Origin of the sequence: Comamonas sp. MYb21 (assembly GCF_037479395.1) — a bacterium.
Lineage (GTDB): Bacteria > Pseudomonadota > Gammaproteobacteria > Burkholderiales > Burkholderiaceae_C > Comamonas.
In genome coordinates, this window is record NZ_JBBGZC010000002.1 from 124,986 (window position 1) to 145,428 (window position 20,443).

13 protein-coding genes are annotated in these 20,443 nt (G+C 64.3%); 9 read left to right on the top strand and 4 right to left on the bottom strand.

The window, feature by feature from the left end:
* The first annotated feature begins 43 nt into the window (after nt 1-43).
* The 5 genes from pgi to WH367_RS03555 all read left to right on the top strand — a co-directional run bounded on the left by pgi (nt 44) and on the right by WH367_RS03555 (nt 7,194).
* On the top strand, nt 44-1,651 hold the full coding sequence (pgi, locus tag WH367_RS03535) for a glucose-6-phosphate isomerase (protein WP_339534278.1): 1,608 nt from the start codon (nt 44-46) through the stop codon (nt 1,649-1,651).
* Between the two features lie 264 nt (nt 1,652-1,915).
* The gene (locus tag WH367_RS03540) at nt 1,916-2,806 is read left to right on the top strand and encodes a transporter substrate-binding domain-containing protein (protein ID WP_021025754.1); all 891 of its coding nucleotides are present in this window, start codon (nt 1,916-1,918) and stop codon (nt 2,804-2,806) included.
* Nucleotides 2,807-3,096: 290 nt separating this feature from the next.
* Complete coding sequence (hglS, locus tag WH367_RS03545; protein ID WP_339534280.1) at nt 3,097-4,470, top strand: 2-oxoadipate dioxygenase/decarboxylase HglS; 1,374 nt, start codon at nt 3,097-3,099, stop codon at nt 4,468-4,470.
* Nucleotides 4,471-4,473: 3 nt separating this feature from the next.
* Nucleotides 4,474-5,913, top strand: coding sequence for an FAD-binding oxidoreductase (locus WH367_RS03550; protein ID WP_339534281.1), 1,440 nt, complete (start codon nt 4,474-4,476; stop codon nt 5,911-5,913).
* A 72-nt stretch (nt 5,914-5,985) separates the two neighbouring features.
* Complete coding sequence (locus WH367_RS03555) at nt 5,986-7,194, top strand: aminotransferase-like domain-containing protein (protein WP_339534283.1); 1,209 nt, start codon at nt 5,986-5,988, stop codon at nt 7,192-7,194.
* A 937-nt stretch (nt 7,195-8,131) separates the two neighbouring features.
* Here the strand turns inward: WH367_RS03555 and WH367_RS03560 are convergent.
* From WH367_RS03560 to WH367_RS03575, 4 genes are all read right to left on the bottom strand, one after another.
* Nucleotides 8,132-9,547, bottom strand: a complete 1,416-nt coding sequence (locus tag WH367_RS03560; protein WP_339534285.1) for a hypothetical protein — start codon at nt 9,545-9,547, stop codon at nt 8,132-8,134.
* A 127-nt stretch (nt 9,548-9,674) separates the two neighbouring features.
* On the bottom strand, nt 9,675-12,080 hold the full coding sequence (locus WH367_RS03565; protein ID WP_339534287.1) for a TonB-dependent siderophore receptor: 2,406 nt from the start codon (nt 12,078-12,080) through the stop codon (nt 9,675-9,677).
* A 116-nt stretch (nt 12,081-12,196) separates the two neighbouring features.
* The gene (locus tag WH367_RS03570) at nt 12,197-13,342 is read right to left on the bottom strand and encodes a FecR family protein (protein ID WP_339534289.1); all 1,146 of its coding nucleotides are present in this window, start codon (nt 13,340-13,342) and stop codon (nt 12,197-12,199) included.
* Between the two features lie 7 nt (nt 13,343-13,349).
* Nucleotides 13,350-13,904: a sigma-70 family RNA polymerase sigma factor gene (locus WH367_RS03575; RefSeq protein WP_445228070.1), complete on the bottom strand. Its 555-nt coding sequence runs from the start codon at nt 13,902-13,904 to the stop codon at nt 13,350-13,352.
* A gap of 665 nt (nt 13,905-14,569) precedes the next feature.
* On the opposite strand from WH367_RS03575, the gene WH367_RS03580 reads away from it, so the two are divergent.
* From WH367_RS03580 to hydA, 4 genes are all read left to right on the top strand, one after another.
* Complete coding sequence (locus WH367_RS03580; RefSeq protein ID WP_312988518.1) at nt 14,570-15,931, top strand: NAD(P)-dependent oxidoreductase; 1,362 nt, start codon at nt 14,570-14,572, stop codon at nt 15,929-15,931.
* 41 nt (nt 15,932-15,972) lie between these two features.
* Nucleotides 15,973-17,295, top strand: a complete 1,323-nt coding sequence (preA, locus tag WH367_RS03585; protein WP_021025784.1) for an NAD-dependent dihydropyrimidine dehydrogenase subunit PreA — start codon at nt 15,973-15,975, stop codon at nt 17,293-17,295.
* A 126-nt stretch (nt 17,296-17,421) separates the two neighbouring features.
* Nucleotides 17,422-18,927, top strand: coding sequence for an NCS1 family nucleobase:cation symporter-1 (locus WH367_RS03590; protein WP_021025783.1), 1,506 nt, complete (start codon nt 17,422-17,424; stop codon nt 18,925-18,927).
* Between the two features lie 45 nt (nt 18,928-18,972).
* On the top strand, nt 18,973-20,439 hold the full coding sequence (gene hydA / locus WH367_RS03595) for a dihydropyrimidinase (RefSeq protein WP_339534294.1): 1,467 nt from the start codon (nt 18,973-18,975) through the stop codon (nt 20,437-20,439).
* Nucleotides 20,440-20,443: the final 4 nt, after the last annotated feature.

Genomic DNA, 20,443 nt, shown 5'->3' on the forward strand with positions numbered 1-20,443 from the left:
GCCAGCCCGCCTGGCAGCCCCGTGCAGCCATTTACACTGCCCTATGAACCGAGAATGTGCGACACAGCGCAAGCGCTGCGATGAAACCCCCGCGTGGCAAGAACTGCAAAAATACTACGACGCTGAGGGCCGGGGCCAGGACCTGCGCGCGGCCTTTGCCGACGATGCGTCCCGCCTGGACCAGTTCAGCCAGCAGGCGCCCCATCTGTTTGCCGACCTGTCCAAGAACCTGATCGACCGCCAGAGCCAGCAGCTTTTGCTGCAGCTGGCGCGCGACTGCGGTCTGGAGCAGGCGCGCGATGCGATGTTTGCCGGCGCCCAGGTCAACGGCTCCGAAGGCCGTGCCGCCATGCACTGGCTGCTGCGCCAGCCCGCCCAGGGCCTGGACAGTTGGCTGCCGGATAGCCCGGCCACCGTGCGCGAGGCCCTGGCCGATGTGCAGCGCAGCCTGGCCCAGATGCTGGCGCTGGCCGAGCAGGTGCGTGCCAACCCGCAGATCACCGACATCGTCAATATCGGCATTGGCGGCTCGGACCTGGGCCCGGCCATGGTGGTCAATGCGCTGGAGGACTGGCGCATTGCCGGCAAGCGCTTCCACTTTGTCTCGAACGTGGACGGGCATGAGCTGGGCCATGTGCTGGCGCAGACCCGGCCCGAGAGCACCTTGTTCCTGGTCGCGTCCAAGTCCTTCACGACCCTGGAGACCATGGTCAACGCGCATTCGGCGCGTGACTGGTTTCTTGCGCAAGGCGGCAGCGAGGACCGCAGCGCCGCGCTGTCGATCTCCCAGCACTTCTGGGCGCTGACCACCAATACCGAGGCGGCAGCGGCCTTTGGCATCGACACCACGCTCGGTTTCTGGGACTGGGTCGGCGGCCGCTATTCGCTGTGGTCGGTGATCGGCCTGCCGATTGCGATTGCGGTGGGGGCCGAGTCCTTCCGTGCGCTGCTGCAGGGCGCGCATGACATGGATGTGCACTTCAAGACCGCGCCGCTGGCGCAGAACTTGCCGGTGCGGCTGGGCCTGCTCGATGTCTGGTACCGCAACTTCCACGGCTTTGCCACGCGCTGTGTTGCGCCCTACAGCCATGGCCTGCGCCGGCTGTCGGCCTACCTGCAGCAGCTGGAGATGGAGAGCAACGGCAAGGGCCGGGATGTAGACAACCAGCCGCTGCCCTATGCGACGTCGCCCGTGGTCTGGGGCGAGCCCGGCACCAATGGCCAGCATGCCTTTTTCCAGATGATCCACCAGGGCCGCGATGTGATCCCGGTGGAGTTCATCGCCGCGCGCGAGGGCGGCAAGAACCTGGCCAGCCACCAGAACAACCTGGTGATCAATGCGATTGCGCAGGCGCAGGCGCTGCTGGTGGGCCGCACCGAAGAGCAAGGCCCCAAGTACTGCCCGGGCAACCGGCCCAGCAGCTTCTTGCTGATGGACAAGCTCACCCCCACCTCGCTGGGGGCGCTGATCGCGCTGTACGAGCACCGCGTGTTTGTCAGCGGTGCCCTTTGGGGCATCAACAGCTTTGACCAGTGGGGCGTGGAGCTGGGCAAGCAACTGGCCAAGGACCTGTTTGCGCGCCGCGACCAGGGCGACTGGCAAGGCGTCGATCCCTCGACCGTGGCGCTGGTCAGCCGCTTGGCGCCCTGACGCTGCTCGCCAGGCACTGCCGTCCGCAGATACGGCAGTGCAGCACGGTGTTTCCAAAACAGCAACACATGCTTCTAAATACGCGCTAGGGATTGGCGCGACTCTCTGGAATACTCGGAGGCTGGATGCGCTGGCGCAAAACCGGCGCATCCTTTTTGTTTTAAAGCGCATGTGCAGCGCAGCAAAACCAGCGCAATCGCAAAGCTGGTGAGGCATCTTGGCCCGGTGCCGGGATAGCAGTTCGTTCATTCCAAGGAGTACACAATGAAATTCAGCATCAAGATGGTGGCTGCAGCGGTGGCTTTTGCCGCAGGCGGCGCGGCATTTGCGCAAAGCACCTTCGACAAGATCAACAGCACCGGCAAGGTGGTGGTGGGCGTGCGCGAGAGCTCGGCCCCGATGGCCTATGCGATCGGCTCCAACCAGACCTTTGGCGGCTACCACGTCGAGCTGTGCGAGCGCGTGCTCAAGGAAATTGCGCCCAAGGCCAAGATCGAATACATGGCGCTGACGGCGCAGAACACGATGCCGCTGGTGCAAAACGGCACCGTGGACATTGGCTGCGGCCCAACCACCAACAACCTGAGCCGCCAAAAGCAGGTGGCTTTTGCCGTGACCACCTATGTGAGCCAGGTGCGCGCAGCGGTGCGTGCGGACTCCAACATCACCAGCGTCAAGCAGCTCGATGGCAAGACGGTGGCGGCCTCGGCCGGCACCACCGCCGTGCAGCTGCTGCGCAAGTTCGCCAAGGACAACAGCATCAACCTGCCCACGACCCTGGGCAAGGACCATTTCGAGAGCTTCATGCTGCTTGAATCGGGCCGCGCTGACGCCTTTGTGCTCGACGACAACCTGCTCGCCGGTGTGATCGCGAACTCGGCCAACCCTGCTGGCTACAAGATTGTCGGCGAGGCGCTGGGATCGGAGCCGATTGCGCTGCTGTTCCGCAAGGATGACCCGGCCTTCAAGAAGGCCGTGGACGACAGCCTGACCAAGATGATGAAGTCCGGCGAGCTGGCCAAGGTCTATGACAAGTGGTTCATGCAACCCATCCCGCCCAAGGGCCAGGCGCTGAACCTGCCGATGAGCGATACCCTGAAGAAGCTGCTGCAAGAGCCCAACGACAAGCCACTGGAAGCCTACGCGGACCAGTAAGCTGCGCGCTTGCACCCTGCACCCACCCAGCCCCGGCTGGGTTTTTTTATGCCCGCAGGCCGCGCCTATCGGGCAGCGATGGCTGCGCCAAACATCGCATTTTTCATCGCAGGCACCGGCCCCCGCCATGTTGTGCGTAATTGGAATAATTTGCCGCGCTATTGTCGTTTGACCTGGCACAAGGCTCTGCCTAGCATGACGCGCAGTGTTGTCTTGGTGCGCAGCCGCTTTTTGGCCGGCCGCCAAGGCCCGGTTTTCCCGTTTTATTAGCTATTGATCTGGTACCCACGATGACCCACTTTGTGCACCCCGATGAGGTTCGTTCGCGCTTCTCCCGCGCCATGTCCGATATGTACCGCGACGAAGTGCCGCAATACGGCAGCTTGATGGCGCTGGTAGCCCAGGTCAATGGCGAGGTGCTCAAGGCCCAGCCCGCACTGGCCAATGCAATGGCGCAGGCCGACGAGCTGGACCGCCTGGATGTGGAGCGCCATGGCGCCATCCGCGTTGGCACCAAGGAAGAGCTGTCCACCCTGCGCCGCCTGTTTGCCGTGATGGGCATGGAGGCCGTGGGCTACTACGACCTGTCGGTGGCGGGCGTGCCGGTGCACTCCACCGCCTTCCGCCCGGTCTTGGGCAGCTCGCTCAACCGCAACCCTTTCCGCGTCTTCACCTCGCTGCTGCGCCTGGACCTGCTGGCCGATGAGGCGCTGCGCGCGCAGTCGGCCGCCATCCTGGCGCGCCGCCAGATCTTTACCGAGCGCGCGCTGGCGCTGATCGCCCAGTGCGAAGCCGCCGGTGGATTGACCGATGCCCAAGCCGACGAGTTTGTGCGCGAAGCGCTGGAGACCTTCCGCTGGCACAGCGAGGCGACCGTGGATGCCGCTACCTATGACAAGCTGCACAAGGCGCACCGCCTGGTGGCCGATGTGGTCTGCTTCAAAGGCCCGCACATCAACCACCTGACGCCGCGCACCCTGGATATCGACGCCGCCCAGCTGGGCATGCCCGCCCATGGCATGGATGCCAAGGATGTGGTCGAAGGCCCACCCCGCCGCGCCTGCCCGATCCTGCTGCGCCAGACCAGCTTCAAGGCGCTGCAGGAGCGCGTGAACTTCCCCGGCAGCGATGACCAGGGCACGCACACCGCCCGCTTTGGCGAGATCGAGCAGCGCGGCGTGGCCCTGACCCGCAAGGGCCGTGCCTTGTACGACAGCCTGCTGGCCAATGTGCGCAGCATGGGCAATGCCGGCAGCGCCAGCGCCAACTACCAGGACCGCCTGGAGTCATCCTTTGCCGCCTTCCCCGACAGCCACGACGCCATGCGCCAACAAGGCCTGGCCTTCTACCGCTATGTGCTGCAGCAGCCGGTGGGCGATGCCTCGGCCGATATCGAGACCCTGATTGCCGACGGTGTGGTGCGTGCCGAGCCCATCGTGTACGAGGACTTTTTGCCGGTGAGCGCGGCCGGTATCTTCCAGTCCAACCTGGGCGGCGAAGAGCAAAAGCACTACGAGGCCAACCAGGCGCAGCAGGCCTTCGAGGCCGACCTGGGCGCCCAGGTGCATGACGAGATCGCGCTGTACCAGTCGATGCAGGATGCATCCTTGCAAGCGGTGCGTGAGGCCCTGGCACAAGCCGATGTGGCAGAAAGCGTGGCCTGAGCGATGGCCGCCTCTGATCTGGACAACAGCGAGCTGCTGAGTGCGCTGCACGCCATTGTGGGCGAAGTCGGGGTGCTGCAAGGCGCCGACATGGCCGCCTATGAAGAAGGCGCGCGCTACGGCCAGGGCCGTGCGCGCCTGGTGGTGCGCCCCGCCGATGTGGCACAGGTGCAGGCCGTTGTGCGGCTCTGCGCCGAGCGCGGCCTGGCGCTGCTGCCCCAAGGCGCCAACACCGGCATGGTGGGCGCCAGCACGCCGGACATGAGCGGCACCCAGCTGGTGCTGAGCCTCTCGCGTCTGCGCAGCCACTGCGAGGTGGATGTGGCCAACCGCAGCGTGGTGGTCGATGCCGGCGTCACCCTGCAGGAGCTCAACGACCAGCTCGAAGCCCATGGCCTCTGGTTTCCGATCGACCTGGGGGCCAACCCCTCGATCGGCGGCATGGTGGCCACCAACACCGGTGGCACGCGCCTGATCCGCTACGGCGATGTGCGCTCCAACCTGATGGCACTGCAAGTGGTGCTGATGGACCCGCCCGGTGAGGTGGTGGAGCTGGGCCGCGCGCTGCGCAAGAACAATACCGGCGTGGACTGGAAGCAGCTGTTTGTCGGCGGCTCTGGCGCCGGTGCCATCGTGACGCAGGCCACCCTCCAGGTGCATGCCCGCCCGGCGCAGCGCGCCACCGCGCTGGTGGTGCCCGCATCGGACGAGGCGGTGATGGAGCTGCTGCAGGCCTTTGAGCGCGACCTGGGCGATTGGCTGGCCGCGTTTGAAGGCATCTCGGGCAACGCGATGCAGGCGGCCATTGACCATGTGCCCAACCTGCGCAACCCCTTTGCGCCGGATGATGCGCCCGAGTTCGCCATCCTGGTCGAGCTGGAAGCCAATGCCGCTGCCAAATACAGCCAGCTGGATCTGCAAGAGGCGCTCAACAGCTTTCTGGAAGACCAGTTCGAGTCGACCATCGTCAACGCGGCCTTGGGCAATGCCACCGAGCTGTGGCACCTGCGCCATAGCATCAGCGAAGGCGCACGCGCGCTGGGCAAGCCCATTGCGTTTGATGTGTCGGTGCCGCGCTCGCGCATCATGGAGTTCTGCCGCAAAGGCCGCGAGCTGGTCGCACGCGACTACCCCTTCCTCACCGTCGTGGACTTTGGCCATATCGCCGATGGCGGTGTGCACTTCAATGTCATCTGGCGCAAGGATGCGCCCGAGCCCTACGACCCGGCCGTAGTGCAGCGCCTGCGCGATGCCATCTACGGCATGGTGGTGCAGGACTTTGCGGGCAGCTACAGCGCGGAGCACGGTGTGGGCCCGCACAACCTGGCTTACTACCAGCGCTTTACGCCGCCGCTGCTGCAGCAATGGGCCGATGGCTGGCGCGACCGGCTGGACCCCCAGCACCTTTGCGGCACCGTGGATTTGGGCACCGCCAAAAACTAAGACCCTGGCCATGCCTGCATGGGCAGGCATGGCCAACAACAACCACTAGAGACAACCCAGCGAGACAAGGCCATGTCCTTTTTTCAATTCACTCCCGCATTCGCCAACCCCCAGGGCTCGCCCATCCGCGAGCTGTTTCCCTACCTGAGCCGCCCGGGCATGATCTCGCTGGCCGGTGGCTACCCCTCGCCCAGCCTGTTTGACCAGGAAGGCCTGGCAGCGGCGGCCGCGCAGGCGATGACCACCGGCGCCACCGCGCTGCAGTACGGCGCCACCGAAGGCTCGCCCGCGCTGCGCGAGCAGCTGGCGGCCCAGTGCCAGGCCCGGGGCATTCGCTGCACAGCGGCCGACATGCTGGTGACCACCGGCTCGCAACAGGGTTTTGACCTGCTGCTGCGCGTGCTGATCCAGCCCGGCGATGCTGTCTGCGTGGAGACCCCGGCTTACCCCGCCACCCTTGCGGCGCTGCGCCAGGCGGGCGCCAGGATGCTGAGCACGCCGGTCGATGGCGATGGCCTGGATGTCGAAGCGCTGGCCGCCATGCTGGCTGCGCTGCCGATGGCCGAGCGCCCCAAGCTGCTCTACACCGTGCCCAACTTCTCCAACCCCTGCGGCACCTTGCTGACACAACAGCGCCGCGAGCGCCTGGTGCAGCTTGCGCTGCAGTATGGCTTTGTCGTGGTCGAGGACGATCCTTACGGCGAGCTGGCCTTCACCGATGCCCGCCCAGCCCCCGTCTATGCCGCGGCCCAGCAGCAAGTGGGTGAGGGAGAGAACCCGGTGGTCTACCTGTCGAGCCTGTCCAAGACCGTGGCCCCCGGCCTGCGCGTGGGCTGGATGGTGGCCGACCCGGCCGTGCTGCGCCGCTGCACGGTGGCCAAGCAGACCAATGACCTCTGCACCTCGCCGCTGGCGCAAGCCGTGGCTGCCAGCTACCTGCAGTCGGGCCGCTATGGCCAGGCCGTCGCCAAGGCCTGCGCCGAATACCAGCGCCGCATGCTGGCCTTGACCCAGGGCCTGAAGGCGCGCCTGGGTGACCTGGTGCAGTTTGTGCAGCCCGCTGGCGGCATGTTTGTCTGGTTGACGTTCGACACCCGCATCGATCCGCAAAAGCTGTTTGATGCCGCCGTCGCCGCCAACGTGATCTTTGTGCCGGGCAAGGCCTTCTATGCCGACAACGCGAACCTGCATTCGATGCGCCTGTCGTTTGCCGCGCCCGATGTGGCGCAGATTGAGCAGGCGGTTGACAGGCTGGCTGCAGCATTTGATAAAGCCGGCTAATCACTATCCAACCCATGGCAGCCTAGCTCGTCGGTTTTTCAGCCAACGGGCTCTTTTCTTATGACTTGGGCTCTGTCGCTGTCTGCGCCGTACTGCTGCTTTTGGAAGATATTGCTTTGACCGGGTATGGTCCATTCAGGGGATTGCCGCAAACCTACCGAACACAATGGGTCTGCCCTGGACACGATGCGGTGCAAGACCTCTGTCTAAACGGGAGAAATCAGAAGGGATCTTCTGCTTGTCAGCCCGTCCTCTTCTCTTCTGGAGAGACTGGCTGCTGCACTATTTCTACCTCGCTTGCTAACGCAGCTTCTGATAGCTACACCCAGGGCTACGGCAACAATGCGGCGTTGATGACTAAAGGGCTTCTGTTCAGTAGGCGGCTCTGCGAGCTGAGTAGCTTGGTGCCCATTGGGGGAGTTGCCACGACCAGCAGTTTCTAGCCGATCAACCTTCAGGCGCCGGTGAATACGGCGGAGGCACTGGTGTCCTATACCAGCCGCTCGGATGCGGCGTTGTTCTATGGATCGGCCAGCATTGGGGCCACCCGCTATGAGAGCGCGAAATTGCTCAAAACCAAGATGACGCTGCCATCCGTAGTACACATTCACTAGATGGGCTCCCCGCAAGCGCTGAACGATTTGGCCAGTGGGATTTTGCGGCTCTGTTCGGAGCACGTCGTCACCCTTGCGCGCGTTACCGCCAACTTGGGCCCCCCCAAGCAGAGGGCAGCTGGCATAGGCTATGCCATCGTCAACGGGACTATCGCCTAATAGCAAAGCGTGTATTGGGGCACGAGAACCGGTATGTAGCTGCGACGCACTGCGCTGGTCACGACGAGTCCAGGTTTGTAGTGAGAGGCTGGCAGGGCGGATGGAGCGCTGGGGTGGTGGTCCTCACAGCCCTGCAAGCGAGCCTTCAAAGTTCAGAGCCTGTCTCAAGGCACCTTTTGACGCAAAGGTATGCGATAGGTTGCGGAACCCCCAGGATTGCTCCGGTGTGGCTCCTTGCCTTCAAAAATCAGGCTATGCGTGGCGGCTAGCCATTGCATGGCTTGCAAGGTGTAAGGATTGTGCAGCTCGGTAGGGGATGCTTGTACCCAAGCCTGCATGTCCTGGGCAGGAATGCTTTTGTGCATCGCAAGGTATTGCAGCATGACCAAACGGCGGTAGCCGTCCAAGTCGTGGACGCGTTGAAAAGAGCTTTGATAGTGATCAGAGTTCATAGCAACCATGCATGTCCCAAAGTAGTTGCGCAGCCGAAGTGGACGGGCGCAGTGATAGCGGTCAGCCGATACCCGATGGTATGTCTTGAAGGCTGCCTCTAACGCATTGGCGGGCAAATGTGCCATGGCTTTGATTTGGTCCAGATGCTCCAGCGAGGCATTCAAGGTGGCGATTGGTAGAACGCCGAGGCGTGAGAGGTTGTCATGCAGCTTTTCTTGCCAGCTGTCGTATTGCCCCTTTTGCGATACCAATGGGAGCATTCCGACAATCAACTGTTGCTCTCCCTGCAGCGCGGAGTCTAGATTTGGGCCGGGCTGCAAGATGAGCTCCCGGATTCTTGAAGAGACGATGGGTGATATGTGGGCATTCGTATGCCTCATTGCCTGGCTGAGCCAGCGTAACTCTGCGCTTTGCATTTCCAGCACCACCATGGCTTCTAACAAACTGCTGGCGGTGTTGCCCATGCGTGCTCGCAGTCTGCTGGTGATTTCCATCGTATCCAAAGCTACCTGCGCAGACAGCGGCCATTCCAGAGTAGCTTTCGCCAACATCAGCGCATGGACGCTGCGCAGCTGAGAGTAGGAAGGGAGTGGATTGAAAATATCGTAAGGAAGGTTGATGAACTGCGGAGCCGTTGCTGCCGCTTCATAGCGAACGAGCAATGGGCGATATGTTTGCACCAACGTAAGGACCTGATTTCTATTTGCCAGTGTCCAACTAAAGCAGTCTTTGTCGGCCTTCCAGGAGCAGTCAAGAGTCAGTGGAGAAACCCCGTCTTCGCCTGTGGAGGTTGCCCAAGCCATGATCGCATCGAAGCTTTGCGGCGCCTCCTTGGCCTGGTGACGTGCTTCCTGCGACTTCGCCAGGGATTGGCGCGCAAACGTCTCAGCGCTGCTAATAGGATTGCCGCTATCAGTGGGTGCATTTAAACCCACGATGATCAGATAGCCATTGCCCTCCTGCATGGCGTCAGTCGGCGGCATCTGTAGCACTTGGCGGGCCGTTTCGCTGAGAGGATCGTCATGCCAATTCGCCACTAAAAGCGCAGTCAAGACGCCCGCCCCCAATACGAACAATAGTAGGGCCAAATAGCGCACAGCCATGAAAGTTTGACGCATGAAGGTCATGGATGTGTAATGGAAGTATGCAATGTGAGTGAATTCCTCAATCTAACATGAGCGATGCATCTGGTACGAAACAGACGCCGCTGAGTGACGAGGTTGCCAGGCGCCGCGGTCAACCTCGTCTGCGTCATCAGAAGTCGTAACGCATGCCCACATTCACGCTGCGCGGCGCTCCCCAGGTGTAGTACAGGCCAATGGCGCTGAAGTTGTTCACACCCGCTTTGTAGTGCTTGTCCAGCGCGTTGTTGATGTTCAGGCTGAAGGACAGCTGCTTGTCGACCTGGTAGCGGGCCATCAGGTCCAGCACCGCGTAGCTGCTTTGTTCCAGGGTAGCAGCGCTGTTGCTGACGGAGGTCTTGTCCTGCCAGCGGGTGGAGGCACCGACGGTCAGGCCGCGCAGTGCGCCTTCGTCAAAGCGGTAGGTGCTGCCCAGCTTGAACTGGTACTCGGGGTACTGGCTGGTGTTGCTCAGCGAGCTGTTTTGCCGCACCAGGCTGCCCTGGGCCTGCCAGCCGCGTGCCAGCTCGCCCGACAGCTCCAGCTCCCAGCCGTGGCGGGTGGCAGAGGCGACGGAGCGGTAGGCGGTGTCGCCACCAGGGGTGAGGCCACCGGTTTCCTCGGCGGTGTTCTTGGTCTTGATCCAGTAGTGGCTGATGCTGGCGTTGAGGCGCTTGTCAAAGAACTCGCCCTTGATGCCGACCTCATAGGTGTTGCCTTCTTCGGGCTTGAGGGTGCGGCCCTGTTCGTCCTGCGAGGTCTGCGGCTGGAAGATGCTGGCGTAGCTGGCGTAGGCCGACATGTTCGGGTGGAAGTCATAGACCAGACCGGCGTAGGGCGTGTAGACCGCGCTCTCGTTCATGTCGTAGTTCCACCAGTAGGGGGTGGTGTCGCGCTCTTCGAACTTGGTCACGCGCAAGCCGGCAATCAGCTGCAGCGGATCGCTGAGCTGAAAGCGGCCTGCCGCATAGGCATAGCGCTGCTTTTGGCTGAAGCGGTTGTCGCCATAGGTCCAGCTGCTGGTGTCGGGCTCGGGCAGGTAGGCGCCGCCCTGGTCGTAGCTGGTGCCCAGGCCATCGAGCGGCAGCAGGGTCAGCGCGTTCAACGGCAGCTTGACGCTGCTCTGGAAGCGCGAGATACCGATGCCGGCGAGCAGTTCGTGCTGGCGGCCCAGCAGGCTGAATGGGCCCTTGATGTCCAGGTTCAGGGTCCAGTTGTCGTTGCGCATGTCGGTCCAGCGGCCGTAGTTGACCCGGTCCTGGTCGTAGAGGTAGCCGGCAAACATGTCATCCATGCGCACCTGCTGGTGCGAGAACTTGAGGCTGGTGGACCAGCCATTGCCCAGGCGCTGCTCCAGGCTGCCGAAGAGGTTGAGCGAGTCCTGGTCATAGCCGCCCCAGGGCGCACCGGTGTTGAACGAACGCGGCCGGTCGGGCGTTTTGACACCGGCACGGGTGTAGCCCTGGATGGGTTGGGTGGTGCCGATGCCGTTGGCCGCACGCTGGCGGTAGGTAAAGCCGACATTCAACAAGGTGTCCGGGCTGAGGTCCGCTTCCAGGGTGCCGAACAGCATCTTGCTTCTGCTGTCTTCATGGTCGCGAAAGCTGCCCGCATCGGTGGCCGAGGCCACCAGGCGGCCGCGCAGCGTGCCTGCCTCGTTGAGCGGGCCGCCGATATCGGCCTGTGCGCGGTAGCTGTCCCAGCTGCCGGCGCTGGCCTGCACGCTGGCCTGGAAGGTCCGTGTGGGGCGCTTGCGCACCATGTTGACGGTGGCGCCGTATTCGCCCTTGCCAACCACCAGGCCCGACGAGCCCTTGAGCACATCGATATGGTCAATCTCGGCCATGTCGTCGAGCGAGAACAAGGTGCTGGTCAGGTAGTACCAGCCGCTGCGCACTTGGGCCATGCCATCGGTCTGCAGGTTGACCGAGGTGCCGCGTGCCTGGAAATCGGTGGCATTGCCCTGGCGGTAGGTGCCGATGCCCGGGGTCTGCTCCATCACATCGGTCAGGGTGTCGAGCTTGAAGTCGTCCATGCGCTGGCGCGTCATCACGCTGACCGACTGCGGGGTTTCGCGCAGGCTCAGGCTCAAGCCCGTGGCGGTGGCGCTGGGGCCGCGCTGGGTGTAGCTGCCCGTGCCTTCGGTGGCGCCATCGCGCTGGGCATCGGCCGTCACGGTGACGGTCGCCAGGGTCGCGCCTTCTTCCCCGACCGAGGCGGCCTTGATCACCACGGCCTGGCCTTCGACCGTGGCCACCAGGCCGGTGCCGGCCAGCAAGCGGTCCAGCGCCTGGTTGGGCGTCAAGGTGCCGACGATGGCAGGGGCCCGCTTGCCGGCGACCAGGCCTTGCTGGGCAATGAGCTGGATGCGCGTTTGCCGCGCCCAATCATTGAGCGCCTCTGCCAGCGGCTGGGCCTGGATGCTGAAGGCCAGCGGCGTGGTCGGCAGCGCGGCGCTTTGCGCATGGGCTGCTACGGAGCCCAAGGCCAGGGCCATGGCCAAAGCCAGCGGAGCGGGGCGCAGAAGGGGGTACGACATGGAGGTCCTCAAAGTAGTCAATGCAAATCATTCCTACTGAGGTAGACGCACGAGTTGCGAGAAATACGGTAGTGAGCGCGAAAAAAATATTAAAAATTTTCTGGGGCTTGGCGACGTCAACGCAGCGCGCGTATTTCCAGTCCGCCCGCCACCTGCTGCAGCCGCACCGGCAGCGCATGGGGCAGCACCTTGCGCAAGGTCTGGGTATCGCTAGGGTCAAAGGTGCCGCTCAGGCGCAGCGCGGCCACGGCCGGGTCGCTGATCGTCAGGCCCGTGCTGCCGTAGCGCTCAAACTCGGCCAGCGCCTGCGCAAGCGGCGTGTTGACAAAGCTGATGCGGTGCTCGCGCCAGGCGGCAATGCCTTCGGCGGCGACGGGCTGGATGGGGCGCAGGCTGCCTTCGGGGTTGGCGCTGATCTGCTGGCCGGCCACCAAGGTCTGGGCTTCGGCGATCTGCGCCAGCGCGGGGCCGGGCGCGCCATCGCGGCGTACCACGCGCACCTTGCCTTCTTCGACGGCCACGCGCACGCCATCGCTGCCAGCCAGGCCCGGCGTGTAGCGCACCGAAAACCGGGTGCCCACCACGGTGATGCCGACCGGGCCGCTCAGCACATGGAAAGGCCGCTGCGGACCGGCCTGCACGCTGAACACGGCCTGGCCCTCGTGCAGCAGCACTTCGCGGCGGTCGCGGTAGTAGGCCACCTCCAGCCGCGTGGCGGTATCGAGGCGCAGCTCGCTGCCATCGGGCAGCTGTACCTGCAGCTGCTGGCCGCGCTGCGAGGCATAGGCCTGCTTGAACACAGGTTGCGCCTTCCAGTGCTGCCAGGCCAGCAGGCCCGTGCCGCCGGTCATCACGACCGCAGCGGCCATGCCCAGCGAGGGCAACAGCCAGCGGCGGCGCAAGGCTGACAGGGCTGCGGCAGGCGCAGGCGCTGTTGCGGCCGGGCGCGGCGCGGGTGCAGCAGCGGCCGTGGTGCTTGGCTGCGCCTTGTCATGCGCCAGGTTGCGGCGCAGCTGGGCGATGGCATCGGCGGGCACGGCATCGATCGCGCGCCAGTGCTGCTCCCACTGCACATAGGCGGCGCGGTGCGCGGCATCGGCCGCCAGCCACTGCTGCAAGGCCTGCTCGTCCGCCGTGCTCCAGCTCTCGCGCTGGCGCCGGACAAACCAGTCCAGCACCTGCAGGCGCAGGCCGGCGGTGTTGTCTGGTGGCAGGGGCGATGCGTTCATCTCGTGGTCAATTCTGGAGTCGGAGGCGGGCATGGGCTGCTCAAGACTTGGCGCGTCTGGTGCGGGCGCGTCCGTGGCGGGCATGCGCCACGCCATCGAGCCGGTCCTGGCAACGCCAGCAGGCCTCCATTGCGATTTGCAGCTGCATCTCGACCGTGCGGGTGGAGATGCCCATGTGCTCGGCGATCTGGGCATAGCTCAGGCCGTCGAACTTGTAGAGCATAAAGGCTTCGCGGCAGCGCGGGGGCAATTGGTCGATGGTGGCGACCAGGGCCGCCAGACCTTCGCGCGAGGCCAGGATGGTCTCGGGCTCCAGGGTGCGCGGGCCCGGCAGGTGCTCCAGTGCCGGCTCATCGCCGGCTGCGGGCGCTGCGGTCTCCAACTCGGCGCGAATGCTGCTGCGCCGGTGCTGGTCGATGACCAGGTTGCGGGCGGTGCGGTAGAGCAGCGCGCGCGGGTCTTGCACGGCCTCGCCGGTCTGCTGGGCCGCCAGCACGCGGGCATAGCTCTCCTGGGCCAGATCGGCCGCCGTGTCGCGGTCCTGTACCGATCGGGACAGAAAGTTCAGCAGTTCGCGGTAGTAGCGCTCAAACACCAGGCGGCCGTTGCAAAAAGGAGAAGAGGGGACTTCGCAACCGGTGGACGCCGTCGCCGTGGCCAGGGACGCAGCCCTGCCATATACGCAAATGGGAATTGTTATCATTATCGCTGATTGCTGGCCCCGTTTCACCAATGCCGCTGGGCTTGGAGGGAGAAGGCGCGCGCTTGCCCCAAGGCTGGATTTGCGCTTCCAGCCACATGCAGACCTTCCGCTGGCACTGCTTGCTGCGCGGGTGATGGCGCCTGGCAGATCGGCGCATGCGCCGATGGATCGCCCCTTCATGGCTGGCCAGCCTTGCGCATTTCCGCACAAGCCCAGAACGCTAGGTTCGCGCCAGGCCAGCCCCGCCCCGCCTCGCCCCGTGGCCAGACTGAAGGGCCGGCAGAAGTCTATGCCTAGTGTTTTTACCAGTGCGTAAAACTTTAATCGGGCATTTAATGGTTCCCTAAGTGCTGCGGCAACAGCAGCACAGGACAGATAAAACACCCACGATGAGGGCCTGATGAACCCTCCCTGGTTGGTGCAGCTTTGGCGGTGAATGGGATGGCGCGGCCATGCCATTTGCCGGACCCGTTGTAGATGCAGTGGCGCGGTCGCAGGCGGCATGGTGATGGAGCCGTTCGCACTCGCGCTGGTAACCCAGTCGAGGAGGATGAGTCATGAACGGACCCACAGGATGCGGTGTGCGCGCAGGACGGCTTGGCGCGCAACAATATGCCGATAACTTTTCAGATGCGCACCCGCCGCTGACATGGGCGCAGGCATCGATCGAGGCCGAGCGCTGTTACTACTGCTACGACGCGCCCTGCGCCACGGCCTGCCCCACCAGCATCGATGTGCCCAGCTTCATTGCCCGCATTGCGCAGGACAACATCCGGGGCGCGGCCAAGACCATTCTCGAATCGAACCCGCTGGGCGGCATGTGCGCCCGGGTGTGCCCGACCGAGGTGCTGTGCGAGCAGGCCTGCGTGCGCAACACCAATGAGGACAAGCCGGTGGAGATTGGCGCGCTGCAGCGCTATGCCACCGACCGCTTCATGGCAGCGGGCGGCGCGCCGCTGTTCCAACGCGCCGAGCCCACCGGCAAGAAGGTGGCCGTTGTGGGCGCAGGCCCGGCCGGGCTCGCCTGCGCGCACCTGCTGGCCTTGCAGGGCCATGATGTCAGCCTGCTCGATGCCAAGCCCAAGCTCGGCGGCTTGAACGAGTACGGCCTGGCCAGCTACAAGACCACCGATGATTTTGCACAGCGTGAAATTGACTGGCTGCTGTCGGTGGGTGGCATTGCCCCGCGCAACAACCAGCGGCTGGGCCGCGACTTTACCCTGGACAGCCTGTTGGCCAGCCATGATGCGGTGTTTCTGGGCCTGGGCCTGGCAGGGGTCAATGACCTGGGCATTGCCGAGCCCGCCGCACAGGGCCTGCGCAATGCGGTCGATTTCATTGCCGATATCCGCCAGGCGCCTGACAAATCCACGGTGCCGGTAGGCCGGCGTGTGGTGGTGATTGGCGGCGGCATGACGGCCGTGGACGCGGCCGTCCAAGCTCGCCTGCTGGGTGCCCAGGAAGTCACCATCGTCTACCGGCGTGGCCAGGATGCGATGTCGGCCTCCGCAGTGGAGCAGCAATGGGCGCAGACCCATGGCGTGACGATCCGGCTGTGGGCGGCGCCGCAGGAGCTGCTGGTGGACAACGGTGCCGTCAGCGGCATCCGCCTGGCGGCCACGCAGCAGGTGGATGGCAAGCTGCAAACCACCGGCGAGACCGAGGTGCTGGCGGCCGACATGGTGCTCAAGGCCATCGGCCAGAGCTATATCGCCGAGCCCGCCGGCGCACGTATCGCCCTCAAGGCCGGGCGGATCGAGACGGACGAAGACGGCCAGACCAGCCTGGAGCGGGTCTGGGCGGGGGGCGACTGCCGCTGGGGCGGCCGAGACCTGACGGTGGAAGCCGTGGAGCACGGCAAACGCGCCGCAGCGGCCATGCACCGCATGTTGATGCGCGAAGTGGGTGTCAGCGCCTAAGCGCACGCCCAGCCCTTTATCCACCGAACCAAGGAGTCGCCATGGCCGATATTCGCAGCAATTTTCTGGGCATCCGCAGCCCTAACCCTTTCTGGCTGGCCTCTGCGCCGCCGACCGACAAGGAGATCAATGTCACCCGCGCCTACGAGGCGGGCTGGGGCGGTGTGGTCTGGAAGACGCTGGGCGAGGACCCGCATGTGGTCAACGTCAACGGACCGCGTTACTCCACCTTGATGTCGCAGGACCGGCGCGTCATGGGCCTGAACAATATCGAGCTGATCACCGACCGTCCCTTGCAGATCAACCTGGAGGAGATGACCCGGGTGAAGCGGGCCTGGCCCGACCGCGCGCTGATCGCCTCGCTGATGGTGCCCTGCGTCGAAGAGAGCTGGAAGCGCATCCTGCCGATGGTGGAGGACACGGGCGCCGATGGCATTGAGCTGAACTTTGGCTGCCCGCACGGCATGAGCGAGCGCGGCATGGGCGCTGCCGTGGGCCAGGTGCCCGAGTACATCCAGATGGTCACCGAATGGTGCAAGCACTACAGCCGGCTGCCGGTGATTGTGAAGCTCACGCCCAACATCACCGATGTGCGCTTTCCGGCGCGCGCGGCCAAGGCGGGCGGGGCGGATGCGGTGTCGCTGATCAACACCATCAACTCGGTGATGGGCGTGAACCTGGACACCTTGGTGATGCACCCCAGCACCGATGGCAAGGGCTCGCACGGCGGCTACTGCGGCCCGGCAGTCAAGCCGATTGCGCAGAACATGGTGGCCGAGATCGCCCGTGATCCGCAAACCGCTGGCCTGCCGATCTCCGGCATTGGCGGCATCACCACCTGGAAGGATGCGGCCGAATACATTGCGCTGGGCTGCGGCACGGTGCAGGTCTGCACCGCTGCGATGGTCTATGGCTTCAAGATCGTGCAGGACATGTGTGATGGCCTGTCGCACTACATGGACGCGCATGGCTTCAAGACCATCGAGGACTTCCAGGGCCGCGCCGTGCCCACCGTCAGGGACTGGAAGGACCTGAACCTCAACCACATCGACAAGGCCGTGATCGACCAGGACAGCTGCATCCAGTGCGGGCGCTGCCATGTGGTTTGCGAAGACACCTCGCACCAGGCCATCTTCTACCAAAAGGGTGAGGCCGGTGAGCGCCGCTTTGAGGTGAACGAGGCCGAATGCGTGGGCTGCAACCTTTGCGTGTCGATCTGCCCGGTGCCCGACACGATCTCGATGCGCAGTCTGCAGCCCGGCGAGGTGGATGCGCGCACCGGCAAGACCGTCACCGGCGAGTACGCGAACTGGACCACCCACCCCAACAACCCGTCACGGGTGGCCGCGCAGATCTCCCCTTGAGCGGCGAGCGCGCCGTCCCTTGCGGTGGCGCGCTTTTTGCATGACCCGATGTGCTACAGGATGGAAACCAAGACTTTGGATTTGGACGCTTAGAACCTATCGATAACACCTCTCAAGGAGTGAGCAATGTCCCATGACGCGCAAGCAAGGGGTGCCGCCGGCAGCGAAGCCGGTGGCCTTTGGAACGACGACCTCGCACCCACGCAAGCCTCGCAGCGAACGTGGACCTGGTACCACTTCACGGCGTTGTGGATAGGCATGGTGATGTGCATTCCGGCCTACACCTTGGCTGCCAGTCTGGTTGAAGGCGGCATGTCGGCGTTCCAGGCGGTCATGACCGTGTTTCTGGCCAATCTGATTGTGCTGGTGCCGATGCTGCTGATCGGGCATGCGGGCGCCAAATACGGCATCCCCTATGCGGTGCTGGCCCGTGCCTCCTTCGGCACCCGGGGCGCCAAGCTGCCTGCCGTGCTGCGCGCGCTGGTGGCCTGCGGCTGGTATGGCATCCAGACCTGGTTTGGTGGCCTGATGATCTACACCTTGCTCGGCGTGATCCTGGGCCATCCGCTCGAGAGCGAGAAGATCTCCTGGCTGGGCATCAATGTGGCGCAGCTGGTCTGCTTCCTGGTCTTCTGGGCCATCCAGTTCTACTTTGTGGTGCATGGCATCGAGTCCATCCGCAAGCTCGAGACCTATACGGCGCCGGCCAAGATCGTGATCTGCTTTGTGCTGCTGTGGTGGGTGTATGACAAGGCGGGCGGCTTTGGCCCGATCCTGAGCAAGCCGTCGGCCTTTGCAGCCGGCGAAGCGAAGGCCGGTCAGTTCTGGGGCACCTTCTGGCCGTCGCTCACAGCCATGATTGGTTTTTGGGCCACATTGGCGCTGAATATTCCCGACTTCACCCGCTTTGCCCGCTCGCAGCGGGACCAGATCGTGGGCCAGGCCATCGGCTTGCCGGTGCCCATGGGCCTGCTGGCGGCCCTGGCGGTGATCGTCACCTCGGCCACCGTGGTCATCTATGGCAAGGCGCTGTGGGACCCCGTGGATGTGGCCGCGCGCATGACCGGCGCTGCGGTGCTCATCGCCCTCATCGTGCTGCTGGTCGATACGGTGAGCGTCAATCTGGCCGCCAACCTGGTGGGCCCCGCCTACGACTTTTCTGCGCTGAACCCCAAGCGCATCAGCTACCGCACCGGCGGCTACATCACCGTGGCGATTGCGATTTTGATGATGCCCTGGAAGATTCTGGAGTCCACCCAGGGCTATATCTTCACCTGGCTGATCGGCTACTCGGCGTTGCTCGGCCCGATCGCGGGGATCCTGATGGTCGACTACTTCCTGATCCGCCGCACCCAGCTCGATGTGGACGAGCTCTACCGCGAGGGCGGCAAATACAGCTATTCCGGCGGCTGGAACTGGGTGGCTGTTGCCGCATTTGCCTGCGGCGTGGCGCCCAATATTCCGGGCTTTCTCAATGCCGCGTTTCCTGCCAGCTTCCCCGATGTGGGAGCGATCTTCAAGGACCTGTATGCCTATGCCTGGTTTATCGGCCTGTTCATTGCCGGTGTGGTCTACCGCATCGGCATGGCCAGCCATGTGGCGGCTTCGCAGGCCATGCTGCGGCGCGCTTGAGCGCAGCTGCCGCCGTTTTTGTGATCTGAACCAAGGAGAGACATGATGAGCACAGCCTGCCACCCCCTTCTGATCCGTGGTGGTACCGTCGTGAATGCGGACCGTGAAGAGCGCGCCGATGTGCTGCTGGTGGACGGCAAGATCGTGGCCGTCGGTGAGGGGGCTGCGGCCCAGGCGCCGGCTGGCACCGAAACGCTGGATGCCAGTGGCCAGTATGTGATGCCCGGCGGTATCGATCCGCACACCCATATGCAGCTGCCCTTCATGGGCACGGTCACGGCTGACGACTTCTTCACTGGCACCGCCGCTGGCCTCGCCGGTGGCACCACCAGCATCATCGACTTTGTGATTCCCGCGCCGCAGGAGCCGCTGATGGACGCCTACCGCAAGTGGCGCGGCTGGGCCGAGAAGTCGGCGGCCGACTACTCCTTCCACGTGGCGGTGACCTGGTGGAGTGAGCAGGTGCGCGAGGACATGGGCCGGCTGGTGCGCGACGAAGGCATCAACAGCTTCAAGCACTTCATGGCCTACAAGAACGCCATCATGTGCGACGACGAAACCCTGGTCAACAGCTTCCGGCGCGCGCTGGAGCTGGGTGCCATGCCCACCGTGCATGCCGAAAACGGCGAGCTGGTCTACCTGCTGCAGCAGGAGGTGGCGCGCATGGGCATCACCGGCCCGGAAGGCCATCCGCTGTCGCGCCCGCCGATGGTGGAGGCCGAGGCCGCCAACCGGGCGATTGCGATTGCCGATGTGCTGGGCGTACCCATCTATGTGGTGCATGTGAGCTGCATTGAGGCGGCCGACGCCATTGCCCGTGCCCGGGCGCGCGGCCAGCGCGTCTACGGCGAAGTGCTGGCCGGCCATTTGACGATTGACGACAGCGTCTACCGCCATCCTGATTACGCGACGGCCGCCGCCTATGTGATGAGCCCGCCGTTCCGCCCCAAGGAGCACCAGGAGGCGCTGTGGCGCGGCCTGCAGGCCGGGCACCTGCACACCACGGCGACGGACCACTGCACCTTCTGCGCCGAGCAAAAGGCCGTGGGCAAGGACAATTTTGCCAAGACGCCCAATGGCACTGGTGGCGTTGAAGAGCGCATGGCCGTGGTCTGGGATGCCGGGGTGAACACCGGGCGCCTGACGCCCAGCGAGTTTGTCGCGATCACCTCGGCCAACACGGCCAAGCTCTTCAATGTCTATCCACGCAAGGGCTTTGTCGGCGTGGGCGCCGATGCCGACGTGGTGCTCTGGGATCCGAAGGCGACCAAGACCTTGTCGGCCAAGACCCAGCACTCCAAGGGCGATTTCAACATCTTTGAAGGCCGGCAGGTGACGGGCCTGCCCAGCCACACCATCAGCCGGGGCCGGCTGGTGTATGCCAATGGCGAGCTGCGGGCCGAGAAGGGTGCGGGCCAGTATTTCAAGCGGCCGGCCTTCGGCCCCAACTTCCAGGCGGTGCAAAGGCGGGCGCAAGAGACGGCGCCGACGGCCGTGGCCCGCGCGCAATGAAACA